This window comes from Cupriavidus taiwanensis LMG 19424 (assembly GCF_000069785.1).
GTDB lineage: Bacteria > Pseudomonadota > Gammaproteobacteria > Burkholderiales > Burkholderiaceae > Cupriavidus > Cupriavidus taiwanensis.
In genome coordinates this window covers 1,535,567-1,555,951 of record NC_010530.1, presented here as the reverse complement: position 1 = coordinate 1,555,951, position 20,385 = coordinate 1,535,567, and the positions used below count along the sequence as shown (strand labels likewise).

The following is a 20,385-nucleotide window of genomic DNA, read 5'->3' as shown; positions in this document are numbered from 1 at the left end:
TCGGACGATGGGCGCCGGCGCGCGCCTCGCCTACGCTTGCAAAAAACGACAGGGCAACGGGACGGGGGGCACGATGGCAGCAAGCAATCGCAGGCGCACGACGATGGCGGCACGGGCCATCGCCCGGCAGCTGGCTGGCCCACCGTCGCGCTGACACCCGGACCTGTGCCATGCACGCAGCCGCCACGCATGCGCGCGAGATCCGGCATGCCGCCCCGGGTCCCTGCGACGACGCGCGTCCCGCCGATGCGCTGCTGGACTGCCTGCTCTGGCTGGCCCGGCACTTCCACCAGCCGGCCTCGGCCGAGGCCCTGCTGGCCGGGCTGCCGCTGGAGGGCCATCGCCTCACCCCCGCGTTGTGCGCGCGTGCCGCGGCGCGCGCGGGCCTTTCGGCGCGGCTGGTGCGACGCAAGCCCGACGAGATCTCTGACCGCGTGCTGCCCGCGATGCTGCTGCTGGACCAGGGCGAGGCCTGCATCCTGGTGCGCCGCGCCGATGAGGGCATGCTGGTGGTGGTGCTGCCCGAGTTCGGAGACGGCGAACAGGCCGTGCGGGCCGAAGACCTGCTGGCGCGCTACACCGGACACGCCATCTTTGCACGGCCCGCGTACCGTGCGGATGCCGCCCGGGCTGGCCCCGACGCTGTGCCCGATCACGCGCCGCAGGCATGGTTCTGGGGCGTGATCCGGCAGTGCTGGCCGGTCTATGGCGAGGTGTTGGTGGCTTCCCTGCTGCTGAGCCTGTTTGCGCTGGTGATGCCGCTCTTCACCATGAACGTCTATGACCGCGTGGTGCCGAACCATGCGCTGGAGACCTTGTGGGCCCTTGCCGTGGGCGTCGGCCTGGTGCTGCTGTTCGAGTTCGCCATGCGCATGCTGCGCGGCTACTTTGTCGACCTGGCCGGCAAGCGCATCGACGTGACGGTCTCTGCCACGGTGTTCGAGAAAGTGCTGGGCATCGAGATGAAGTCACGGCCCGCCTCGGTCGGCAGCCTCAGCAGCCAGCTGCAGGAATTCGAATCGGTGCGCGATTTCCTGACCTCAGCCACCATCACCACGCTGATCGACCTGCCGTTTGCCGCGGTCTTCATCGCCGCGATGTTCTGGGTGGGTGGCCCGCTCGCGTGGGTGCCGCTGCTGACGGTGCCGCTGGTGCTTGGCCTCAGCCTGGCGCTGCAGGGGCCGCTGTCGCGCGCAGTGCGGGCCAGCAGTGCCTGCGCGGCACAGCGGCAAGCGGCGCTGGTGGAGACGCTGGTAGGGCTGGAGACCATCAAGACCACCGGCGCGGAAGGGGTCGCGCAGCGGCAATGGGAGCAGGTGGTCGGGCAGATGGCCAGGCTGGCGCTGCGCTCACGCTGGTTGTCGGCGTGCGTCATCAACGCGGCGCTGTTCGCGCAGCAGGCCGCCACGCTGGCGGTGGTCGTGATTGGCGTCTATCTGATTGCCGACGACCGCCTCACCATGGGCGGCCTGATCGCCTGCACCATCCTGGCCGGGCGTGCGCTGGCGCCGCTGTCGCAGATGGCCGGATTGACCACGCGCTATCACCAGGCGCGCACCGCGCTGGCCGGCATCGAGCGGACCATGGCGCTGCCGGTCGAGCGCCCGCCCGGCAAGCATTTCCTGCACCGCCCGCCGTTGCGCGGCGAGATCGAATTCCGCGCGGTCAGCTTCCGCTATCCCGGCCGCGACAGCGCCGCGCTCGACGGTGTGTCGTTCCGCATTGCCAGCGGCGAGCGGGTCGGGCTGATCGGCCGCATCGGCTCGGGCAAGACCACCATCGAAAAGCTGATCCTGGGCCTGTATCCGCCCGATGCCGGCTCGGTGCTGGTCGACGGCGCCGAGGTGCGCCAGCTCGACCCGGCGGCGCTGCGGCGCGGTATCGGCCATGTGCCGCAGGATGTGATGCTGTTCAGCGGCACCGTGCGCGACAACATCGTGATCGGCGCGCCCTGGGCCGACGATGCCGCCGTGCTGCGCGCCGCGCGCCTGGGCGGCGTCAGCGATTTCATCGAGCGCCTGCCCGAGGGCTATGATCTGCGCCTGGGCGAGCGCGGCGAGGGGCTTTCGGGTGGACAGCGGCAGGCTATCGCGATCGCGCGCGCGGAGCTGTTGCAGCCGCCGGTGCTGCTGCTCGACGAGCCCAGCAGTGCCATGGACAACCGCAGCGAAGAGCAGTTCAAGGCGCGGCTCGCCGCGGCGCTGGGCGAGCGCACGCTGCTGCTGGTGACCCACCGCGGCTCGCTGCTGAGCCTGGTCGATCGCCTGATCGTGATGGACCAGGGCCGCATCGTCGCGGACGGGCCCAAGGCAGAGGTGCTGAACGCGCTAGCGGGGAGGAAGCTCCATGTCGCCTCGGCCTGAGATCCGCACCCTTGCGCGCCGCGTGGCCGCCGCGCTGCGGCCGCACGCCGACGACACCGCATTCATGGATGCGCGCGACGCGGCGGCGCTGTCGCGGCCACGCTGGTTCGCGCACTGGATTCTGTGGTGCGCCGTGGTCTTCGTCATCGTGGCGCTGGGTTGGGCGGCGCTGGCACGGGTCGATGAGGTGACGGTGGGCGAGGGCAAGGTGATTCCGTCCAGCCAGGTACAGGTGGTGCAGAACCTGGAAGGCGGGATCGTGGCACAGATCCTGGTGCGGCCCGGGCAGGTCGTCAGCAAGGACCAGCCGCTGATGCGCATCGACGATACGCGCTTTACCGCCTCATACCAGGAAGGCCGTACCAAGGACGATGCGCTGGTGGCACGCATTGCGCGCCTGAGCGCCGAAGCCGCCGGCACCGACTTCGTCGCCAGTGCGGAAGGCGACGGCGATGCGCGCCGTTTCGTAGCCGAGGAACGCTCGCTGTTTGTCTCGCGCAAGCATGCGCTGGACGCGAACCTGGCCGTGCTGCGCCAGCAGTCGGAGCAGCGCCGGCAGGAGCTGGCCGAAAAGCGTTCGCGCGAGCAGCAACTGCGGCAGAGCCATCGCCTGGTGGCGCAAGAGCTGGCGATGATGCGGCCGATGGTGGCGCAGGGCGTGGTCTCCGATGTCGATGTGCTGCGGTTGGAGCGGCAGACCAATGACCTCAGAGGCGAGCTCGACGCGTCGCGGCTGGCGATGCCACGCCTCGAAGCGGCCTATCGCGAGAGCCAGCAGAAGCTCGACGAGGCGAGTGCCCATTTCCGCGCCGAGGCCATGCGCGAACTCAACCAGGCCAAGGCCGAGCAGGCAGCGCTGAGCGCCACCAACACCGCCTTGCAGGACCGGGTCGATCGCACCGTGGTGCGCGCGCCGCTGGCCGGCATTGTCAAGCAACTCAAGGTCAACACCGTGGGTGGCGTGGTCCAGCCCGGCATGGACCTGGTGGAAATCGTGCCGCTGGAAGACACGCTGCTGGTCGAGGCGCGCGTGCGTCCGGCCGACATCGCCTTCCTGCGGCCAGGGCAGCCCGCCGTGGTCAAGCTGTCCGCCTACGACTTCTCCGTCTATGGCGGCTTTGCCGGCACCGTAGAACACATCAGCGCCGATACGCTCACGCCGGAGCGACCCGGCGAGCGGCCCGAGAGCTACTACCTGGTCCGGGTGCGCACGCGCGACAACCGGCCAGCCGGAAGCGCCGTGCAGGTGCCGATCCTGCCCGGCATGGTCGCCACGGTGGACGTGCTGACGGGCCAGAAGACGGTGCTCCATTACCTGCTCAAGCCCATCATCAAGACCCGGGACATGGCGTTCCGTGAACGGTAGGACAAGGCGCGCCGGCACGCTGGCGTTTTGCAACGATAACAAGCAAGGCGTGGCCGCGAGGCCAGCATTCAGGACGGAGAGAGAACGAACATGGCAACCGTGACTGGCACCAATGGCAGCGACAGCCTCATCGGCACCGCAAGCAGCGACACCATCCTGAGCGGCAACGGCAACGACTATGTCAGCGCCGGCGATGGCAGCGACTATGTCGACGCCGGCAATGGCGACGATATCGTCGAGGGCGGCGATGGCAATGACACGCTGCTGGGGGCCAACGGCAAGGACCGGGTGTTCGGCGGGCGCGGCAACGACAGCCTGTCCGGCGGCAACGGCACTGACGCGGTCTATGGCGGCAGCGGCGACGATGTGATCGGCAGCGCCGACGGAGCGTCGGCGCTTTACAACGGCGACAACGGCGGCGATACGCTCTACGGCGACGGCTACGACAGCTATGCCGACTATCTGCTCGGACGCGGCCATGAGTCGGCCCGACCCGGCAATGACCGAATCCATGGCGGCAACGGCGATGACCTGATCTACGGCGACAACGGCGACGACGCTGCCGTCGGCGGCGACGACATCATCGCCGGCGGCAATGGCAGGGATACGGTCTACGGCGAAGGCGGCAACGACACCATCGCCGGCGGGGGCGGTGGCGACACACTGCGGGGCGGCAGCGGCCGCGACACCTTCGTCTACAACGCTGTCGCCGATTCCACCGCGGCCGGCATGGACGTCATCACCGACTTCCAGCGCGGCACGGACCGCCTGGACCTGCGCCCGGTGCTGGGCGACACCGGCTTCCAGTGGGGCGGCCTGACGCCGACCGCCCATGGTGCCTGGTACCAGCAATCGGGCGGCAACACCTATGTCTACGTCGATGTCGACGGCAACCCGGCCACGGCCGAAATGGTGATTCGCCTCGACGGCATGCACGATCTGACCAAATCTGATTTTGCCGGCTACGACAACCATGCGCCTACCGCCGCGGCCGATACCAACGCCATCGGCGAAGACAATCATCCGAACCCGATTACCGGCAACGTGCTGGGCAATGACAGCGACGTCGATGCCGGCAATGTACTGGCCGTAGCCAGTCCCGGCACCTATGTCGGCCAGTACGGCACGCTGCAGATCAACGCCGACGGCAGCTACAGCTACACCCTGGACAACGGCAATCCGCTGGTCCAGTCGCTGCGCCTCGGCGACCATGTCGATGAGTCGTTCGGCTATAGCGTGACGGATGGCCAGGCCTCGGCGGCATCGACGCTGAGCATCCGGATCAACGGGGCCAACGACGCCGCGACCATCACCGCATCGGCGAACGAAGACACGGCCGTGACGGAAGCCGGCGGCGTGGCGAACACCACGACAGGCGATGCCTCGGCCAGCGGCACGCTGACTGTGGCGGATGTCGACAGCGGCGAGGCTCACTTCGCGACTGTGCCGCCGGACAGCCTGGTCGGGCAATACGGCACGTTCACGTTCAACACCGCCACGGGCGCCTGGACTTATACGCTGGATAACAGCAAGGCCGATGCGCTGATCGCCGGCCAACAGGCCAGCGATACGCTGACCGTGTGGTCGTCCGACCAGACCGCGAACCAGACCATCACGGTCAATATCACCGGCACCAACGATGCCGCGACCATCACCGCATCGACGAACGAAGATACGGCGGTGACAGAAGCCGGCGGCGTGGCAAACGCCACCTCAGGCGACACGTCGGCTAGCGGCACGCTGACTGTGGCTGATGTCGACAGCGGCGAGGCTCACTTCGAGACTGTGCCGCCGGACAGCCTGGTCGGGCAATACGGCACGTTCACGTTCAACACCACCACGGGCGCCTGGACTTATACGCTGGATAACAGCAAGGCCGATGCGCTGATTGCCGGGCAGAAGGTCAGCGATGCGCTGACCGTGTCATCGGCCGACCAGACGGCGAACCAGACCATCACGGTCAATATCACCGGCACCAACGACGCCGCGACCATCACCGCATCGACGAACGAAGATACGGCCGTGACGGAAGCCGGCGGCGTGGCGAACGCCACGACGGGCGATGCCTCGGCCAGCGGCACGCTGACTGTCGCTGATGTCGACAGCGGTGAGGCTCACTTCGCGACAGTGCCGCCGGACGGCCTGGTCGGGCAATACGGCACCTTCACGTTCAACAGCACCACGGGCGCCTGGACCTATACGCTGGATAACAGCAAGGCCGATGCGCTGACCGCCGGGCAGAAGGTCAGCGATGCGCTGACGGTGTCATCGGCCGACCAGACCGCGAGCCAGACCATCACGGTCAATATCACCGGCACCAATGATGCCGCGGCCATCACTGCTTCGGCGAGCGAAGACACGGCCGTGACGGAAGCCGGCGGCGTGGCGAACGCCACGACAGGCGATGCCTCGGCCAGCGGCACGCTGACGGTGAGCGATGTCGACACGGGCGAAGCCCATTTTGCTGCAGTGCCGCCGGACAGCCTGGTCGGGCAATACGGCACGTTCACGTTCAACACCACCACGGGCGCCTGGACTTATACGCTGGATAACAGCAAGGCCGATGCGCTGATCGCCGGCCAACAGGTCAGCGATACGCTGACCGTGTGGTCGTCCGACCAGACGGCGAACCAGACCATCACGGTCAATATCACCGGCACCAACGACGCCGCGGCCATCACCGCATCGACGAACGAAGATACGGCGGTGACAGAAGCCGGCGGCGTGGCAAACGCCACCTCAGGCGACACGTCGGCCAGCGGCACGCTGACTGTGGCGGATGTCGACAGCGGCGAGGCTCACTTCGCGACAGTGCCGCCGGACAGCCTGGTTGGGCAATACGGCACCTTCACCTTCAACAGCACCACCGGCGCCTGGACTTATACGCTGGATAACAGCAAGGCCGATGCGCTGACTGCCGGGCAGAAGGTCAGCGATGCGCTGACCGTGTCATCGGCCGACCAGACGGCGAACCAGACCATCACGGTCAATATCACCGGCACCAACGATGCGGCGACCATCACCGCATCGACGAACGAAGACACGGCCGTGACAGAAGCCGGCGGCGTGGCGAACGCCACGACAGGCGATGCCTCGGCCAGTGGCATGCTGACTGTGGCGGATGTCGACAGCGGCGAGGCTCACTTCGCGACAGTGCCGCCGGACAGCCTGGTCGGGCAATACGGTACGTTCACGTTCAACAGCACCACCGGCGCCTGGACTTATACGCTGGACAACAGCAAGGCCGATGCGCTGACTGCCGGGCAGAAGGTCAGCGATGCGTTGACAGTGTCCTCGGCCGACCAGACCGCGAGCCAGACGATCACGGTCAATATCACTGGCACCAACGATGCGGTCGTCAACACCGTTCCGGCCGCACAGTCAGTCAACGAAGACGCGCCGCTGGTGTTCAGCACTGCCACCGGCAATGCGCTCGGCTTCTTCGATGTGGACGGCAGCAGCCACACGGTGACGCTGACGGCGAGCGGGGGCACGATTACGCTGAACGGCACGGCCGGGCTGCAGTTCCTTGCCGGCGATGGCAGCGCAGACGGCACCATGACCTTCACTGGCAGTGACGCGGCCATTCGCGCCGCGCTGGACGGCCTGCAGTTTGCCGGCGACAAGGACTATGCCGGCGCCGCGTCGCTGCAGATGCAAACCAGCGACGGGGCCACGGCCGACATCGATGCCGTGGCGATCGCCATCGAGCCGGTCAACGATGCGCCGGTGGCTGCCGCGGACGTGGTCTATGTGTCGAACAACACCGGCAGCATCCTGATACCGGTCAGTGCCCTGCTCGCCAATGACGGCGATGTCGATGGCCTGGCACTGGCGATCACCGGCCTGAGCGGCGCCACGGGCGCGGTCAGTAACCTGAAGTTCGCGCCCGGCACCAATAACAGCTACATCATGTTCGACTCCGACAACTCGACGTCGGGCAGCTTTAGCTATACCGTTTCCGATGGCGCGGGCGGCAGCAGCACGGCGACGGTGACGGTCAAGGTCTCGTCGACGAATGGCGGCGCCACGGTGACGCTGGGAAGCCAGCCCTACCAGGCTTCCTATCTCGACGGTGGCAGCAATACCGATGAGCTGAACGGAGCTGCGGCCAGCGATTTCTTCATCGGTGGCGCAGCGAGTGACACATTGCGCGGCGGCGCGGGCGATGATGTGCTGCGAGGCGGCGCCGGCGATGATACGCTCGATGGCGGCGCCGGCATCGACATGCTGGACCTGTCCGATGCCGGCAGCGGGTTGGCATTTACGCTGGCGCAGGGCAGCGGCACGCTGGTCAACCTGTCCGGCGTTGGACTTGGCAGCGATAACTACAGCAACATGGAAGGCGTGATCGGGTCGCGGTTCAACGATTCGCTGACCGGCAGCGGCGCCAATGACATCCTGCGCGGCGGCATGGGCAACGACACCCTCGATGGCGGCGCGGGCATCGACCTGCTGGATTTCTCCGATGCCACTGGGGCGATCAATTTCACGCTGGTACAGAGCGGCAGCGCGACTACCGTCAACCTGGGCAGCGTGAACCTCGGCACAGACAACTATCGTGGCATGGAGGGCGTGATCGGGTCGGCCTTCAACGATACGCTCGCCGGCTCGGCCGGCAACGATGTGCTGCGTGGCGGCGCCGGCGACGACGTCATGAGCGGCGGCGCCGGCAATGACCTGCTGGTCGGCGGCGCCGGCGCCGACACGCTCGCCGGCGGAAGCGGCAGCGACACCTTCCGCATTCTGCGCGCCGATGCCGCCTCGGTCGACACGATCACGGACTTTGATCTCGCGCCCGCCGCTGCCGGAGGCGATGTGCTGGACCTTGCCGACCTGCTCGCGGGCGTCAGCGTGACCAGCGCCAATGCGGCGCAGTTCGTGCGGCTGGCGGAAGTCGATGGCAATACCGTGGTCAGCCTGGACCGGGATGGCAGTGGCGCCGCCACCGGGTTCCAGGATGTCGCTGTGCTGCAGGGCGTGGTGGGGCTGGACCTGAATACGCTACTGAGCAACGGCAATATCCATACGGCTTGAGGCCAGCCACACGGCAGAGCAGAACGGGCAAGGCGGGAACGGGGAGGAGACCGCGACAAGCGGCGATGCAGGGCGGCAGCACCGCTGCCGGCAGTATCAAAACCATAATAAGCGGGTAGGGCACCGCGTTCGGACGCGTTCAGCGCGCGAGCGCGGTGTACCCGGCAGGGGGAAGCATGAAGACGAGATGGTGCCGGCTGGCACCCGTGCTGCCATGGATAGCGCTCGCGCTCGCGCTGCCGCGGCAGGCGGGCGGCCAGGCGCTGCCCCAGGCGGTCGACCTGGCCGTGCACAGCAATCCAGAAGTGCTGGCCGCGGGCAGCCGCCGCCTGGCTGCCGACGAGGGGCTGAAGCAGGCGCGTGCCGGCTACCTGCCGCGGATCGATATCGGCGGCGCCACCGGTCGCGTGCGGCTGGACAGCGAAAGCAGCCGCGTGGGCGGGCTGTCGGACTCGTCGTATGGCCGCCATGCCGCCGACGTCACCATCACGCAGATGCTGTTCGACGGTTTCGGCGTGAGCAGCGACGTCGAGCGCCAGGGCGCCCGGATCGAAGGCGCGGCCTACCGGGTCGGCGTCACCGCCGAGGACATCGCGCTACGCACCGTTGGCGTCTACGTCGAGGTGCTGCGCCGGCAGGAGACGGTGGCGATCGGCATCGCCAACCTCGAGGCGCACCAGCATATCCATGACCAGATCCGGCTTGGCGCCGACAACGGCGTGCTGCGCCGCGCCGACCTCTACCAGGCCGAGAGCCGGCTGGCGCTGGCCCAGGCCAGCCTGCGGGCGGAGCAGGGCGCGCTGCAGGATGCCGAGGCGGCGTTCGTGCGCGTGGTCGGCACGGCACCGCAGCGCCTGTCGCGGCCGGAATCGCTGGCCGCCGTCCTGCCCGCGACCGAGCGCGAGGCGCAGCAAGTGGCCAGTGCCAGCCACCCTGCGCTGGCCGCAGGCCAGGCCGATATCGCCGAAGCCGAGGCCGCACGCGCGCTGGCGCGCTCGGCGTTGTGGCCAAGGCTGGAACTCGAAGTGGGCGGGGCACGCGACCGCGACCGTGTGCTGGGTACCACCGACGAGCGCCGGGTGATGCTGCGCGTGCGCTATAACGTGTTCCGCGGCAATGCCGACAAGGCCCGCATCAGCGAGGCTGGGTTCCAGATCCAGGAAGCGGAGCAGAACCTGGAGCGGCTGCGGCGGCAGGTGCGGGAAAGCGTGTCGCTGGCGTATAACGCCAACCGTACCGCGCAGGACCGCCTGGCCAGCCTGCAGCAATACGTGCAGGCAAGCGATGCCACGCGGGTCAGCTACGGCAGGCAGTTCCGCATCGGGCAACGCAGCCTGCTGGACCTGCTCAATGCCGAGAACGAGTACTTCAGCGCCCGCACCGCCTATGTGACGGGCCAGTACACCGAACTTGCCAGCCAGTACCGCATCCTGGCGGGCATGGGGCTGTTGCTGGCGACACTCAACGTCGCGCCCCCCGGCGAGGCGCTGGCCCAGGGCGCGACGCGCGCGGGGCAGCGCTAGACATGCGGGCCTCGCATGCCGCTGGCGGATGGCTGGCCGACGCATTGCTCATGGCAGCGTGCGACGCCGCTTCGCACAATGAAAAGGCCCTAACCGGAGCCTTTCATGTCACGCACTTTTTCCCTGGAAGCGGAATGCCTCGGCCTGCAACTGCGCGCCGGCACGGAACTGGTCTGCCGCGGCGGCAACCTGTGGCTGACCTTCGAGGTGCCGGGACGGCCGTCGCCCGATGTGTTGCTGGCGCCGGGCGAGCGCCATCGGCTGCAAGCCGACGCCGAGGTGTTCATCGCGGCGCTGCACGGCGCGGGCCCGGCGCTGTGCGGGATCGAAACGCCACCGCGCCGCGCCCGCCAGCTGCGGTTCAGGTGGCTGCGGGGTGCACGGGCGTCTTGACCGTGCGCGCGGCTTCCTGGCAGATCCACTGCGCCACGCGCCTGACGTCGGCGCGCGGCTGCGCGGCGGCCTGGATCAGCCAGTAGGCGTTCGGGCTCGGCGGCGCTTGCCGCGCAGTGGGCACCAGCGCCAGCTGGCCGCCGTCGACCAGCGGTCGCACCAGTTCGAGCCGCCCCAGCGCGACGCCCTGGCCTGCCAGCGCCGCCTGGATGACCTGGTCATACTGGTTGAAGCGAAGCATGCCGCGCTGGCTGGCCTGGCGCAGGTCGCGCGGGGCCAGCCAGCTGCGCCATTGCAGCCACGGGCGCGGATCGTCGAATTCCAGCAGCGGCAGCTGCAGCAGCGCATCGCCGTGCGGCCCGAGCTCCGCCAGCAGCGACGGATGCGCGATCGGCCCGATGTGCTCGCCGAACAGGCGCACGGCGTCGGGTGGCGCCGCGGCATCGCGGCAATAGCGCACCGCGAGGTCGATGCCTTCTTCACGCAGGTCGCTGATACGGTTGCTGGCTGACAGGCGGACATCCAGGTGCGGGTGGGCTTTCTGCAGGCTGCCCAGCCGCGGCAGCAGCCACAGGCCGGTCACGCCGATGCTGGCGGTGACGGTGACCGGCTGCCGGCCCTCGCTGCGGCGCACCTCGGCCACCACGTCCTGCAACTGCTGCAGCGCGCTGTCGGCGCTGCGAAACAAGCGCTCGCCCTCGGCGGTGAAGGCGACGCCGCGATGCTTGCGCACGAACAGCTGCACCTTCAACTGCGCCTCCAGCGCATGGACCTGGCGGCTTACCGCCGACTGGGTCAGGCACAGGTCGTCCGCCGCCTGCGTAATGCTCATGCGCCGGCCGACGGCGACGAAGCCCTTGAGCAGGTCGAGCGAGACCAGGCGAACCAGCGGGGTGGACATGCAATGAGCTCCAGGAAGATGCGCGCACCTCATTACAGCACGAACCGCGATGTTCATGGCATGCGTGGTGTGCATGGCAGAACGACCGAAAGATCGGTTGAAGCAAGGCCTGGCGCCGCGTGCAATAGAACCATCGCGCCTGCGGGCGCCATTGTTCGACAAGAGGCCGTCATGACCATCCACCTGCAGAGTTCGTCCGCTACCGGCAACCCGGCCGGGTTGCCCACGCCCTGGTGGCGGGAACTGTGGGTGCTGGTGCTTGCCGGTGGCGTGCTGATGGGGATGGCGCTGGGTGCGCGCCATGTGCAAGGCCTGTTCATGCTGCCCATCATTGCCGAGCGCGGCTGGAACCGCGAGACCTTCGCGTTTGCCATGGCGGTGCAGAACCTGGCGTGGGGGCTGGCGCAGCCATTCACCGGCATGCTGGCCGACCGCTACGGCTCGTGGAAGGTGATGGCGGGCGGGCTGGCGCTGTATGCCGCGGGGCTTTATGGAATGACGCAGGCGCATACGTCGACGGCGCTGGTGTGGTCGGCGGGCCTGTGCATCGGCGTGGCCTTGTCCGGCACCACCTTCGGCGTGGTCTACGGCGCGCTCAGCCGGATGACCGGCGCCGCGCAGCGCAGCCGCGCGCTGGGGCTGGCAGGCGCGGTCGGCGGCATCGCCCAGTTTGCCCTGGTGCCGGGCGTCCAGGCGCTGCTTGCCGGGGCCGGGTGGGCGGGCGCACTGCTGTTGCTTGCCGTGGCGCTGGCAGTGCTGGTGCCCCTGGCCCTGCCATTCCAGGACCGCGGCGCGGCGGCAGCGCCGGGCCCCCACGCGCCGGAGGGGGACGGGGGCCAGCCGTTGCGCGCCGCCGTGCGCGAGGCCTTCGGCCATGCGGGATTCTGGCTGCTCAACCTGGGTTTTCTTGCGTGCGGCTTCCAGCTTGCCTTTATCGCCAGCCATTTGCCGGCCTACCTGCTGGACCGCGGCATGCATCCGGCCGACGGCATGGCGGCACTGGCCATCATCGCGCTGGCCAATGTGGCAGGCGTCTATGTGTGCGGGCTGCTCGGCGGGCGTCACAGCAAGAAGTACCTGCTCGCCGGCATCTACCTCGCGCGCACCGCGGCGATGGCGCTGTTCCTGCTGCTGCCCCTGAGCCCGGCGACGCTGTACGCCTTCAGTGCGGCGATGGGGTTCCTGTGGCTGGGCACGGTGCCGCTCACCAACGGCATCCTGGCCCAGGTGTTCGGCGTGCGCTATCTCGCCACGCTGTTCGGCTTCGTGTTCCTGGGCCATCAGCTTGGCGCTTTCCTGGGCGTGTGGCTGGGCGGGCTGGTGTTCGAGCTGACCCGTTCGTACGACGCGGTCTGGTACGGCGCCATGGCGCTGGGTATCGTTGCCGCGGCGCTGCATTCGCCGATCGACGATCGCCAGGTCGTCCGCGCCGGTCTGGCGCCGGCACGGCCATGAGGCGGCCTGGGGTATCCGCGCTTGCCGCCTGGCTCGCGGTACTCGGCCTCTCCGCCGTGTGCGCAGCGGCGTTGGCCGGATGGCTGGACCCGGCGCATGCCCAGGCGTGGATGGCGCTGATGGCGTTGTGCCGGTAATCAGACCAGCGCCGACCAGCGGCCGGCCGCCCCCGCGCGGCGGCTGTCGAAGTGGCAACAAGCGCGGCCAGTGTGTAACCAATCCGCATAATGTATGCGTTGCGCCACATTGAGTGCTCAAGCTGCGGGTAGAATCGCGCTCTTCCGCGCCTTTTGCATTCTCCCTATAACAATGAGCCCCCGTCCGTCGCGCCTGCCGTGCATCGACGCCCTGAAAGCCGTCAGTTCGCAGCTGATCGTCCTGCACCATCTTGCCTTCTATGGACCGATGTCCGACGCCGCGTACCAGCTGGCGCCTGGGCTGGTGGACTGGCTGTACGACTACGCCCGCATCGCGGTGCAGGTGTTCCTGGTGATCAGCGGCTTCCTGGCGGCGCGCAGCCTGGCGCCGGACGGACGGCTGGAGACCCGCCAGCACCCGCTGTCCATGCTGTGGCGCCGCTACCAGAAACTGGTGGTGCCGTTTGCCGCGGCGATCCTGCTGAGCATGGCCGGCGCCGCCGTGGCGCGGCACTGGATGACGCATGACTCGATCCCGGCATCGCCCACCCTGGGCCAGTTCCTCGCGCACCTGACGCTGCTCCATGACATCCTCGACGTCGATGCCTTGTCGGCGGGCGTCTGGTACGTGGCGATCGACCTGCAATTGTTCGCGTTGCTGCTGGGCACGCTGTGGGCCGCGCGCACCGTGTCCGGGGGCAGGGCGCCGGCCGGCGTGGCGGTCAGCGTCGGCCTGGTGGCGCTCGCCGCCGTGGCATCGCTGTTCTGGTTCAACCGCGACGCCGCATGGGATATCTGGGCGGTGTATTTCTTCGGTGCTTATGGCATGGGTACGCTGGCGTACTGGGCGTCGGCGCCTGGCCGCCCACTGCTGCCGCTGGGGCTGATCGCCGCGGTGGCGCTGGCTGCGCTGATGCTGGACTTCAGGCTGCGCATAGCGGTGGCGCTGGGCACCGCGCTGCTGCTGGCGCTGGCGCGCCGTGGCGAATGGCTCGAGCGCTGGCCGCGCGCGCGCGTCGTGGGCTATTTCGGACGGATTTCCTATTCCGTGTTCCTCGTCCATTTCCCGGTGTGCCTGATGGTCAATGCGCTGGTGTCGCATTTCGCCCCGGCGCGGCCGGTGCTGAACGCCCTTGGCATGGCGGCGGCATGGGCCCTCAGCAATGTGGCGGGAGCCCTGTTCTACCGCTTCGTGGAAAGCGCGCAGCCGCTTGCGGCACTGCGCGCGTTGCTGGCCGGGCGGCGGGACGCCGCGGGCGACTCGGGCCCGGGGTCGGCCAGCCGTCCGACCATGTAACCCTTGCAAGCATCGCCGCGCGCCAGTGCCCGGATCGTCCGCCGGGTGTCATGGCAGCGCGCAGCATCCGTGTGGTGCATGCGTGCCGCCGCCGCGGTGCCGCCCGCACGACGGGCGTGCATGGCGCTGCAGCGGGCTTGCGTTGGGCGCCACACACAGGGGCGCAACACTGGCGCAAACGGGCATTGGGCGATGGCACAAAGGTTGCCTAGTATGGAATCGTAAACCTGACCGATTGGTCAGGATTCCATCGGGAACCGAGGGTGTCATGTCCGACCATATCGTCCTGACTTCGCACGCGCGCCGCGACAAGCCGGCCGAGCCGATCCACTGGGGTGCCTCCACAGCGTCAGAGCGCGGACCGGTGATTGCCAGCCTGGGCAATCCGGCGCAGCGCAATGTGATCGGCACCCATGCCGGCGCCTACGCGATCTACCGGGCACTGGCAATTGCCTCCGGCACGCTGCAGCGCGACCACCGTCCCGACCTGACCGATACCGCCCCCGCCGAAGCCATCGGCCCGCATCCGCAATGGGCAGATCCGGAAAAGATCGTCTCGCTCGACCCGTGGGGTCACCTGGTTTCGACGGTCTTTGCCGACCGCATCGCCGCCGGCGTCGATATCCGCCCGACCATCGCGGTGACGCGCGCGCACATCAACATGCCGGAACTGGTCTCGGCCATCGCGGCGGGCCGGCTCAGGCCCGACGGCAACCTGTTGCATGCCAATGGCGACGTGCGCGTGACCAAGGCGGCGGTCGACCCCGTGTGGTACCTGCCCGGCATGGCGGCCCGGTTCGGCATCAAGGAAAGCGTGCTGCGCCGCAGCCTGTTCGAGCAGACCGGGGGCATGTTCCCGGAACTGGTGACGCGGCCGGACCTGAAAGTATTCTTGCCGCCGATCGGCGGCATGACGCTGTATTTCTTCGGCGATGTCAGCCAGCTGGGCAAGCCCGAAACCCGCGTTGCCTGCCGCGTGCACGATGAATGCAACGGATCGGACGTGTTCGGGTCAGACATCTGTACCTGCCGGCCGTATCTGGCACACGGCATCGAGGTGTGCATCGAGATGGCGCAGCAGGGCGGTGTCGGGCTGGTGGTCTACAACCGCAAGGAAGGCCGCGCGCTGGGCGAGGTGACCAAGTTCCTGGTCTACAACGCCCGCAAGCGCCAGGCTGGCGGCGACCGCGCCGAGACGTATTTTGCCCGTACCGAATGCGTGGCGGGCGTGCAGGACATGCGTTTCCAGGAGCTGATGCCGGATGTGTTCCATTGGCTGGGCATCCGCCGCATCGACCGCTGGGCGTCGATGAGCAACATGAAGCATGGCGCGCTGGTGGCGCAGGGCATCGAGGTGGTCGAGCAGGTGGCGATCCCCGAGGCGCTGATCCCCGCCGACGCCCGTGTCGAGATCGACGCCAAGGTGGCCGCCGGCTACTTTACGCACTACACGCCGCCGGATGCGAACGAACTAGCCCTGGCAAAGGGCAGGGGGTTGAACGAATGACGATGTATCCCGAGGACGGCAGTGCCGGCAACGCGCGTCAGGGCGACGGCTGGCTGAGCCCGGTGCCCGAAGGGCATCCCGCTTCGGCGCTGCTGTGCGCCGAGGCGGTGCGTACCCATTGCGCGGCGGTCACCGAACACGTGGCCAGCGGCGCCTCCGAACTCTTCACCTGGCATCCCGACCGCGTGCATGCGATCGCCGATTACGTCGCCAGCACCATCCGGCAGCGCTACCCGGACCTGCAGGTGCCTTATCACAGCCGCTGGCGCCACTTCGAGGGCGGCGGCGCCGACCAGCGCACGGACCGCTGGCAGGTGCTGTGCGAGCGCGCCGCGCTGAGCGGGCCCGAACACCGCGAGGCGCGCGCCCGCATCGGCATCGACCTGGTGATTCCCAGCGTGCTGCTGGATGCCGGCGCCGGCCCGGAGTGGCGCTACCGCGACCCGGCCAGCGACCAGGTGCTGACGCGCTCGGAAGGACTTGGCGTGGCGAGCTTCGACCTGTTCGCGCGCGGCGGCTTTTCCGCGGCGCCGGGCGACCCGCTGCGCGCGGATGCCGAGCGCCTGCAGCGCATCGATGCCGACAGCATCGCCCATGCCTTCCAGGTCGCCCAGCACAACCCGCTGGTGGGGCTGGAAGGCCGCGCCGGGCTGTTGCGCCGGCTGGGCGAGGTGATGGAGGCGACCCCGGCGCTGTTCGGCCGGCCGGCGCGGCTGGGCAATCTCTACGACTACCTGAAGGCGCACGCGGTCGGCGGCCAGCTCGATGCCGGCTTCCTGCTGCGCACCTTGCTGGTCGGGCTTGGCCCGGTGTGGCCGGGGCGGATCGTGGTCGAGGGCGTGTCGCTGGGCGACTGCTGGCGCCATCCGGCGGCGCCGGGCGGGCTGGTGCCGTTCCACAAGCTGACCCAGTGGCTGGCCTACTCGCTGCTGGAGCCGCTGGAAGACGCCGGCCTGACCGTGACAGGCCTGGACGCGCTGACCGGCCTGCCGGAGTACCGCAACGGCGGCCTGCTGTACGACTTCGAGCTGATGGTGCCGCGCGACCCCGGCTTTGCCGCCGTGCCGCACGCGGTGGATGAGCCCGTGATCGTCGAATGGCGCGCGCTGACCGTGACCGGGCTGGACCTGGTGGCCGATGGGGTGCGCCAGGCGCTGGGCCTGGACGAAGCGCAGTTTCCGCTGGCGCGGGTGCTCGAGGGCGGCACCTGGGCCGCAGGGCGGCGCATCGCCGCCAAGCGCCGCCCCGGCGGCGCGCCGCCGTTTGCCATTACCAGCGACGGAACGGTGTTCTGAACGCGCCGCCCGCGCGGCGGGCGGCGTCGCAGGCAGGGAAAGCTTGTGCAACGTGGCTTCAGGAGCGTCACCATGAACGACATGTCCGCTGTTCCCGCAGTTGAGGCCCGCGCACCGGATCCCTCCGATCCAGCCAGCCTGTCCGGCGTGATGGTGGTCGACCACCCGCTGGTGCAGCACAAGGTCACGCTGGTACGCAGCGAAGACACCACCACCGACAACTTCCGCCGCCTGGTGCGCGAGATCAGCCAGTTGCTGACCTATGAAGCCACGCGCGACCTGGCGATGGAAACCATTGCGATCCGCACGCCGATCGCGGCCACGCAGTCGCGCGTGCTGTCCGGCAAGAAGCTGTGCCTGGTGTCGATCCTGCGCGCGGGCAACGGCTTTATCGACGGCATGCTCGACCTGCTGCCGGCGGCGCGCGTCGGGCATATCGGCCTGTACCGCGACCCCGAGACGCTGGAGCCGATCGAGTATTACTTCAAGATGCCCGAGGACATCCAGGAGCGCATGGTGATCGTGGTCGATCCGATGCTGGCCACCGGCAATTCGGCCATCGCCGCGCTGAACCGGCTGAAGGAGGCCGGCGTCACCACCATGAAGTATGTGTGCCTGATCGCCTCGCGCCCGGGCCTGCGCGCGCTGCGCGCCGCGCATCCGGACGTCGGCATCGTCACCGCGGCCATCGACGAGACGCTCAACGAGCACGGTTATATCGTGCCCGGACTGGGCGACGCCGGCGACCGCCTCTACGGCACGCGCTGATGGACGCGCAGGCCAGCCTTGCGCCGCCGTTGCGTCCGCCACCCGTGCGCGGGGCGGCGGGCGGCCGCATCCGGCAGGAGAACCAGGCCATGATCCTGCGCGCGGCCGAGCATGTGTTTGCGCGTGCCGGGTTTGCCGGCGCCACCATGGCCGAGATCGCCATGCGCGCGGGCGTGCCCAAGTCGAACCTGCATTACTACTTTCGCACCAAGCAGGCGCTGTACCGCGCGGTGCTGGCGCACACGCTGCATTTGTGGCTGTCCGAGGCGGACGTGATCCGCGAGGAATTGCCGCCGCAAGTCGCGCTGGAGCAATACATCCGCGCCAAGATGCGGCTGTCGGCCAGCCATCCGGATGCGTCGCGGGTGTTCGCCAACGAGCTGCTGCACGGCGCGCCCGAGATCGGCGAGGTGCTGCGCCACGCCCTGCGCGAACTGGTATCGCGCAAGGCCGCGGTGGTGCAGCAGTGGATCGACCGCGGCCAGATGGCGCCGGTCGATCCGCAGCACCTGTTCTTTACCATCTGGGCTGCCACGCAGACCTACGCGGACTTTGAATCGCAGGTGTGCGCGGTGCTGGGCGTCAGCCGCCTGAAGCCGCAGGACTATGCGCACGCCACCGAGCATGTGGTGGTGATGCTGCTGCGCGGCTGCGGCCTGGCGCCGGTGCCGCTGGCCTGAACTTACCCATCGCGGATACCACGACACCACCCATGCTCGACCTGATCCTGCGGCGTTGCAACCTGCCCGACGGGCGCACCGGCATCGATATCGGCATCGCCGACGGGCGCATCGCCGCAGTCGAGCCGGCCCTGGCCGCGCGCGCGGGCGAAGAGATCGATGCCGCCGGCCAGCTGGTGACGCCGCCGTTCGTCGATGCGCACTTCCATATGGACTCGACGCTGTCGTACGGGCTGCCGCGCGTGAACCAGTCGGGCACGCTGCTGGAAGGCATTGCGCTGTGGGGCGAGCTGAAGCCGTTGCTGACGCAGGACGCCATCGTCGAGCGGGCGCTGGCCTATTGCGACTGGGCGGTGGCGCGCGGGCTGCTGGCGATCCGCTCGCATGTGGACGTGTGCGATCCGCGCCTGCTGGCGGTGGAGGCGCTGCTGCACGTGCGCGAACGCGTGCGGCCCTACCTGGACCTGCAACTGGTGGCGTTCCCGCAGGACGGCGTGCTGCGCGCCCCCGGCGCGCTCGCCGGCCTGAAACGCGCGCTGGAGATGGGGGTCGACGTGGTAGGCGGCATTCCGCATTTCGAGCGCACCATGGCGCAGGGGGCAGAGTCGGTGCGGCTGCTGTGCGAGCTGGCGGCGGAGCGCGGCCTGCGTGTGGACATGCATTGCGACGAAAGCGACGACCCGCTGTCGCGCCATATCGAGACGCTCGCCAGCGAAACCGTGCGCCTGGGCCTGCAGGGCAGGGTGGCGGGATCGCACCTGACCTCGATGCATTCGATGGACAACTACTACGTGTCCAAGCTGATCCCGCTGATGCGCGAGTCGGGCGTGGCGGCGATTGCCAATCCGCTGATCAACATCACGCTGCAGGGACGGCACGATACCTACCCGCGGCGCCGCGGCATGACGCGCGTGCCCGAGCTGATGGCGGCCGGCGTGCCGGTGGCATTCGGCCACGATTGCGTGATGGACCCGTGGTACGGCCTGGGCTCTGGCGACATGCTGGAAGTGGCGCATATGGGCCTGCACGTGGCGCAGATGACGGGGCAGGAGGCGATGCGTGCCTGCTTTGACGCGGTGACCGCCGTGCCGGCGCGCATCCTGGGGCTGGATGGCTACGGCCTGGCGCCCGGTTGCCGCGCCGACCTGGTGCTGCTGCAGGCGCGCGATCCGGTCGAGGCGATCCGGTTGCGCGCCACGCGGCTGCGCGTGCTGCGCGCCGGCAAGACCATTGCCACCATGCCGGCGGCGACCGCCACGCTGGCGCTTCCGGGGCGGCCGGCGCAGGCGGATTTCCTGCGCGGCGGCGGTGCGGCATAACGAGCACAAAGATTTTTGCGGCCGGGTGTTGACAGTGTCGTTGGCACTCGGCATAATTTCGTTCTTCGCAGCGCTGCAGCAATGCAGCAAAACGAAGCCCAGATGGCGGAATTGGTAGACGCACTAGGTTCAGGTCCTAGCGGTGGCAACACTGTGGAGGTTCGAGTCCTCTTCTGGGCACCAAGATTCGGAAAGGCTCGCGCAAGCGAGCCTTTTTTCGTTCCAGGCCATGCTCCATGGCAACTACGTCCGCGCGATTCAATCCCGTCGTTCCCGCCTGCGCAGGAATGACAGTAGTGTTTGATGCCTTAACTGAACGGTATTGCCGCGCGAGCGGGCAATGT

Annotated in this window: 13 protein-coding genes and 1 tRNA gene; 13 read left to right on the top strand and 1 reads right to left on the bottom strand. The window is 68.6% G+C overall.

Going from position 1 to position 20,385, the window contains the following annotated elements:
- Positions 1-170: 170 nt before the first annotated feature.
- The 5 genes from RALTA_RS22570 to RALTA_RS22550 all read left to right on the top strand — a co-directional run bounded on the left by RALTA_RS22570 (position 171) and on the right by RALTA_RS22550 (position 10,682).
- A complete protein-coding gene (locus tag RALTA_RS22570; RefSeq protein WP_012356256.1) occupies positions 171-2,363 on the top strand; it encodes a type I secretion system permease/ATPase in 2,193 nt (730 codons plus the stop codon).
- Positions 2,347-3,729 carry an HlyD family type I secretion periplasmic adaptor subunit gene (locus tag RALTA_RS22565; RefSeq protein WP_012356255.1) on the top strand — a complete coding sequence of 461 codons (1,383 nt, stop codon included), beginning with the start codon at positions 2,347-2,349 and terminating at the stop codon, positions 3,727-3,729. The genes RALTA_RS22570 and RALTA_RS22565 overlap by 17 nt, the downstream gene beginning before the upstream one ends.
- Before the next feature lie 90 nt (positions 3,730-3,819).
- The gene (locus tag RALTA_RS22560) at positions 3,820-8,766 is read left to right on the top strand and encodes a beta strand repeat-containing protein (RefSeq protein WP_012356254.1); all 4,947 of its coding nucleotides are present in this window, start codon (positions 3,820-3,822) and stop codon (positions 8,764-8,766) included.
- A gap of 176 nt (positions 8,767-8,942) precedes the next feature.
- Positions 8,943-10,289: a TolC family outer membrane protein gene (locus tag RALTA_RS22555; RefSeq protein ID WP_012356253.1), complete on the top strand. Its 1,347-nt coding sequence runs from the start codon at positions 8,943-8,945 to the stop codon at positions 10,287-10,289.
- A gap of 105 nt (positions 10,290-10,394) precedes the next feature.
- Positions 10,395-10,682: a DUF2917 domain-containing protein gene (locus RALTA_RS22550; protein ID WP_012356252.1), complete on the top strand. Its 288-nt coding sequence runs from the start codon at positions 10,395-10,397 to the stop codon at positions 10,680-10,682.
- On the opposite strand, the gene RALTA_RS22545 is transcribed toward RALTA_RS22550, so the two are convergent.
- The gene (locus tag RALTA_RS22545; RefSeq protein WP_012356251.1) at positions 10,651-11,583 is read right to left on the bottom strand and encodes a LysR substrate-binding domain-containing protein; all 933 of its coding nucleotides are present in this window, start codon (positions 11,581-11,583) and stop codon (positions 10,651-10,653) included. The genes RALTA_RS22550 and RALTA_RS22545 overlap by 32 nt on opposite strands.
- A 171-nt stretch (positions 11,584-11,754) precedes the next feature.
- On the opposite strand from RALTA_RS22545, the gene RALTA_RS22540 reads away from it, so the two are divergent.
- The 8 genes from RALTA_RS22540 (at position 11,755) to RALTA_RS22505 (ending at position 20,224) form a co-directional block, all read left to right on the top strand.
- Positions 11,755-13,038 (top strand): MFS transporter, encoded by a 1,284-nt coding sequence (locus RALTA_RS22540; RefSeq protein ID WP_012356250.1) that lies wholly within the window; start codon positions 11,755-11,757, stop codon positions 13,036-13,038.
- A 309-nt stretch (positions 13,039-13,347) separates the two neighbouring features.
- The gene (locus RALTA_RS22535; protein ID WP_012356249.1) at positions 13,348-14,472 is read left to right on the top strand and encodes an acyltransferase family protein; all 1,125 of its coding nucleotides are present in this window, start codon (positions 13,348-13,350) and stop codon (positions 14,470-14,472) included.
- A gap of 268 nt (positions 14,473-14,740) precedes the next feature.
- Positions 14,741-15,979, top strand: a complete 1,239-nt coding sequence (locus RALTA_RS22530; protein WP_012356248.1) for a GTP cyclohydrolase II — start codon at positions 14,741-14,743, stop codon at positions 15,977-15,979.
- The gene (locus RALTA_RS22525; protein WP_025585127.1) at positions 15,976-17,274 is read left to right on the top strand and encodes a URC4/urg3 family protein; all 1,299 of its coding nucleotides are present in this window, start codon (positions 15,976-15,978) and stop codon (positions 17,272-17,274) included. The genes RALTA_RS22530 and RALTA_RS22525 overlap by 4 nt, the downstream gene beginning before the upstream one ends.
- Positions 17,275-17,346: 72 nt before the next feature.
- A complete protein-coding gene (gene upp, locus RALTA_RS22520; RefSeq protein WP_041232572.1) occupies positions 17,347-18,042 on the top strand; it encodes a uracil phosphoribosyltransferase in 696 nt (231 codons plus the stop codon).
- Complete coding sequence (locus RALTA_RS22515; RefSeq protein ID WP_041232571.1) at positions 18,042-18,722, top strand: TetR/AcrR family transcriptional regulator; 681 nt, start codon at positions 18,042-18,044, stop codon at positions 18,720-18,722. Before upp ends, RALTA_RS22515 begins: the two co-directional genes overlap by 1 nt.
- 32 nt (positions 18,723-18,754) lie before the next feature.
- Positions 18,755-20,041 carry an amidohydrolase family protein gene (locus RALTA_RS22510; RefSeq protein ID WP_012356244.1) on the top strand — a complete coding sequence of 429 codons (1,287 nt, stop codon included), beginning with the start codon at positions 18,755-18,757 and terminating at the stop codon, positions 20,039-20,041.
- Positions 20,042-20,137: 96 nt separating this feature from the next.
- Positions 20,138-20,224 (top strand) — tRNA-Leu (locus tag RALTA_RS22505).
- Positions 20,225-20,385: the final 161 nt, after the last annotated feature.

Excerpts from the sequence above, each read along its gene's own strand:
- RALTA_RS22570 (WP_012356256.1), top strand. The coding sequence starts at position 171 with ATGCACGCAGCCGCCACGCATGCGCGCGAGATCCGGCATGCCGCCCCG.
- RALTA_RS22565 (WP_012356255.1), top strand. The coding sequence starts at position 2,347 with ATGTCGCCTCGGCCTGAGATCCGCACCCTTGCGCGCCGCGTGGCCGCC.
- RALTA_RS22560 (WP_012356254.1), top strand. The coding sequence starts at position 3,820 with ATGGCAACCGTGACTGGCACCAATGGCAGCGACAGCCTCATCGGCACC.
- RALTA_RS22555 (WP_012356253.1), top strand. The coding sequence starts at position 8,943 with ATGAAGACGAGATGGTGCCGGCTGGCACCCGTGCTGCCATGGATAGCG.
- RALTA_RS22550 (WP_012356252.1), top strand. The coding sequence starts at position 10,395 with ATGTCACGCACTTTTTCCCTGGAAGCGGAATGCCTCGGCCTGCAACTG.
- RALTA_RS22545 (WP_012356251.1), bottom strand. The coding sequence starts at position 11,583 with ATGTCCACCCCGCTGGTTCGCCTGGTCTCGCTCGACCTGCTCAAGGGC.
- RALTA_RS22540 (WP_012356250.1), top strand. The coding sequence starts at position 11,755 with ATGACCATCCACCTGCAGAGTTCGTCCGCTACCGGCAACCCGGCCGGG.
- RALTA_RS22535 (WP_012356249.1), top strand. The coding sequence starts at position 13,348 with ATGAGCCCCCGTCCGTCGCGCCTGCCGTGCATCGACGCCCTGAAAGCC.
- RALTA_RS22530 (WP_012356248.1), top strand. The coding sequence starts at position 14,741 with ATGTCCGACCATATCGTCCTGACTTCGCACGCGCGCCGCGACAAGCCG.
- RALTA_RS22525 (WP_025585127.1), top strand. The coding sequence starts at position 15,976 with ATGACGATGTATCCCGAGGACGGCAGTGCCGGCAACGCGCGTCAGGGC.
- upp (WP_041232572.1), top strand. The coding sequence starts at position 17,347 with ATGAACGACATGTCCGCTGTTCCCGCAGTTGAGGCCCGCGCACCGGAT.
- RALTA_RS22515 (WP_041232571.1), top strand. The coding sequence starts at position 18,042 with ATGGACGCGCAGGCCAGCCTTGCGCCGCCGTTGCGTCCGCCACCCGTG.
- RALTA_RS22510 (WP_012356244.1), top strand. The coding sequence starts at position 18,755 with ATGCTCGACCTGATCCTGCGGCGTTGCAACCTGCCCGACGGGCGCACC.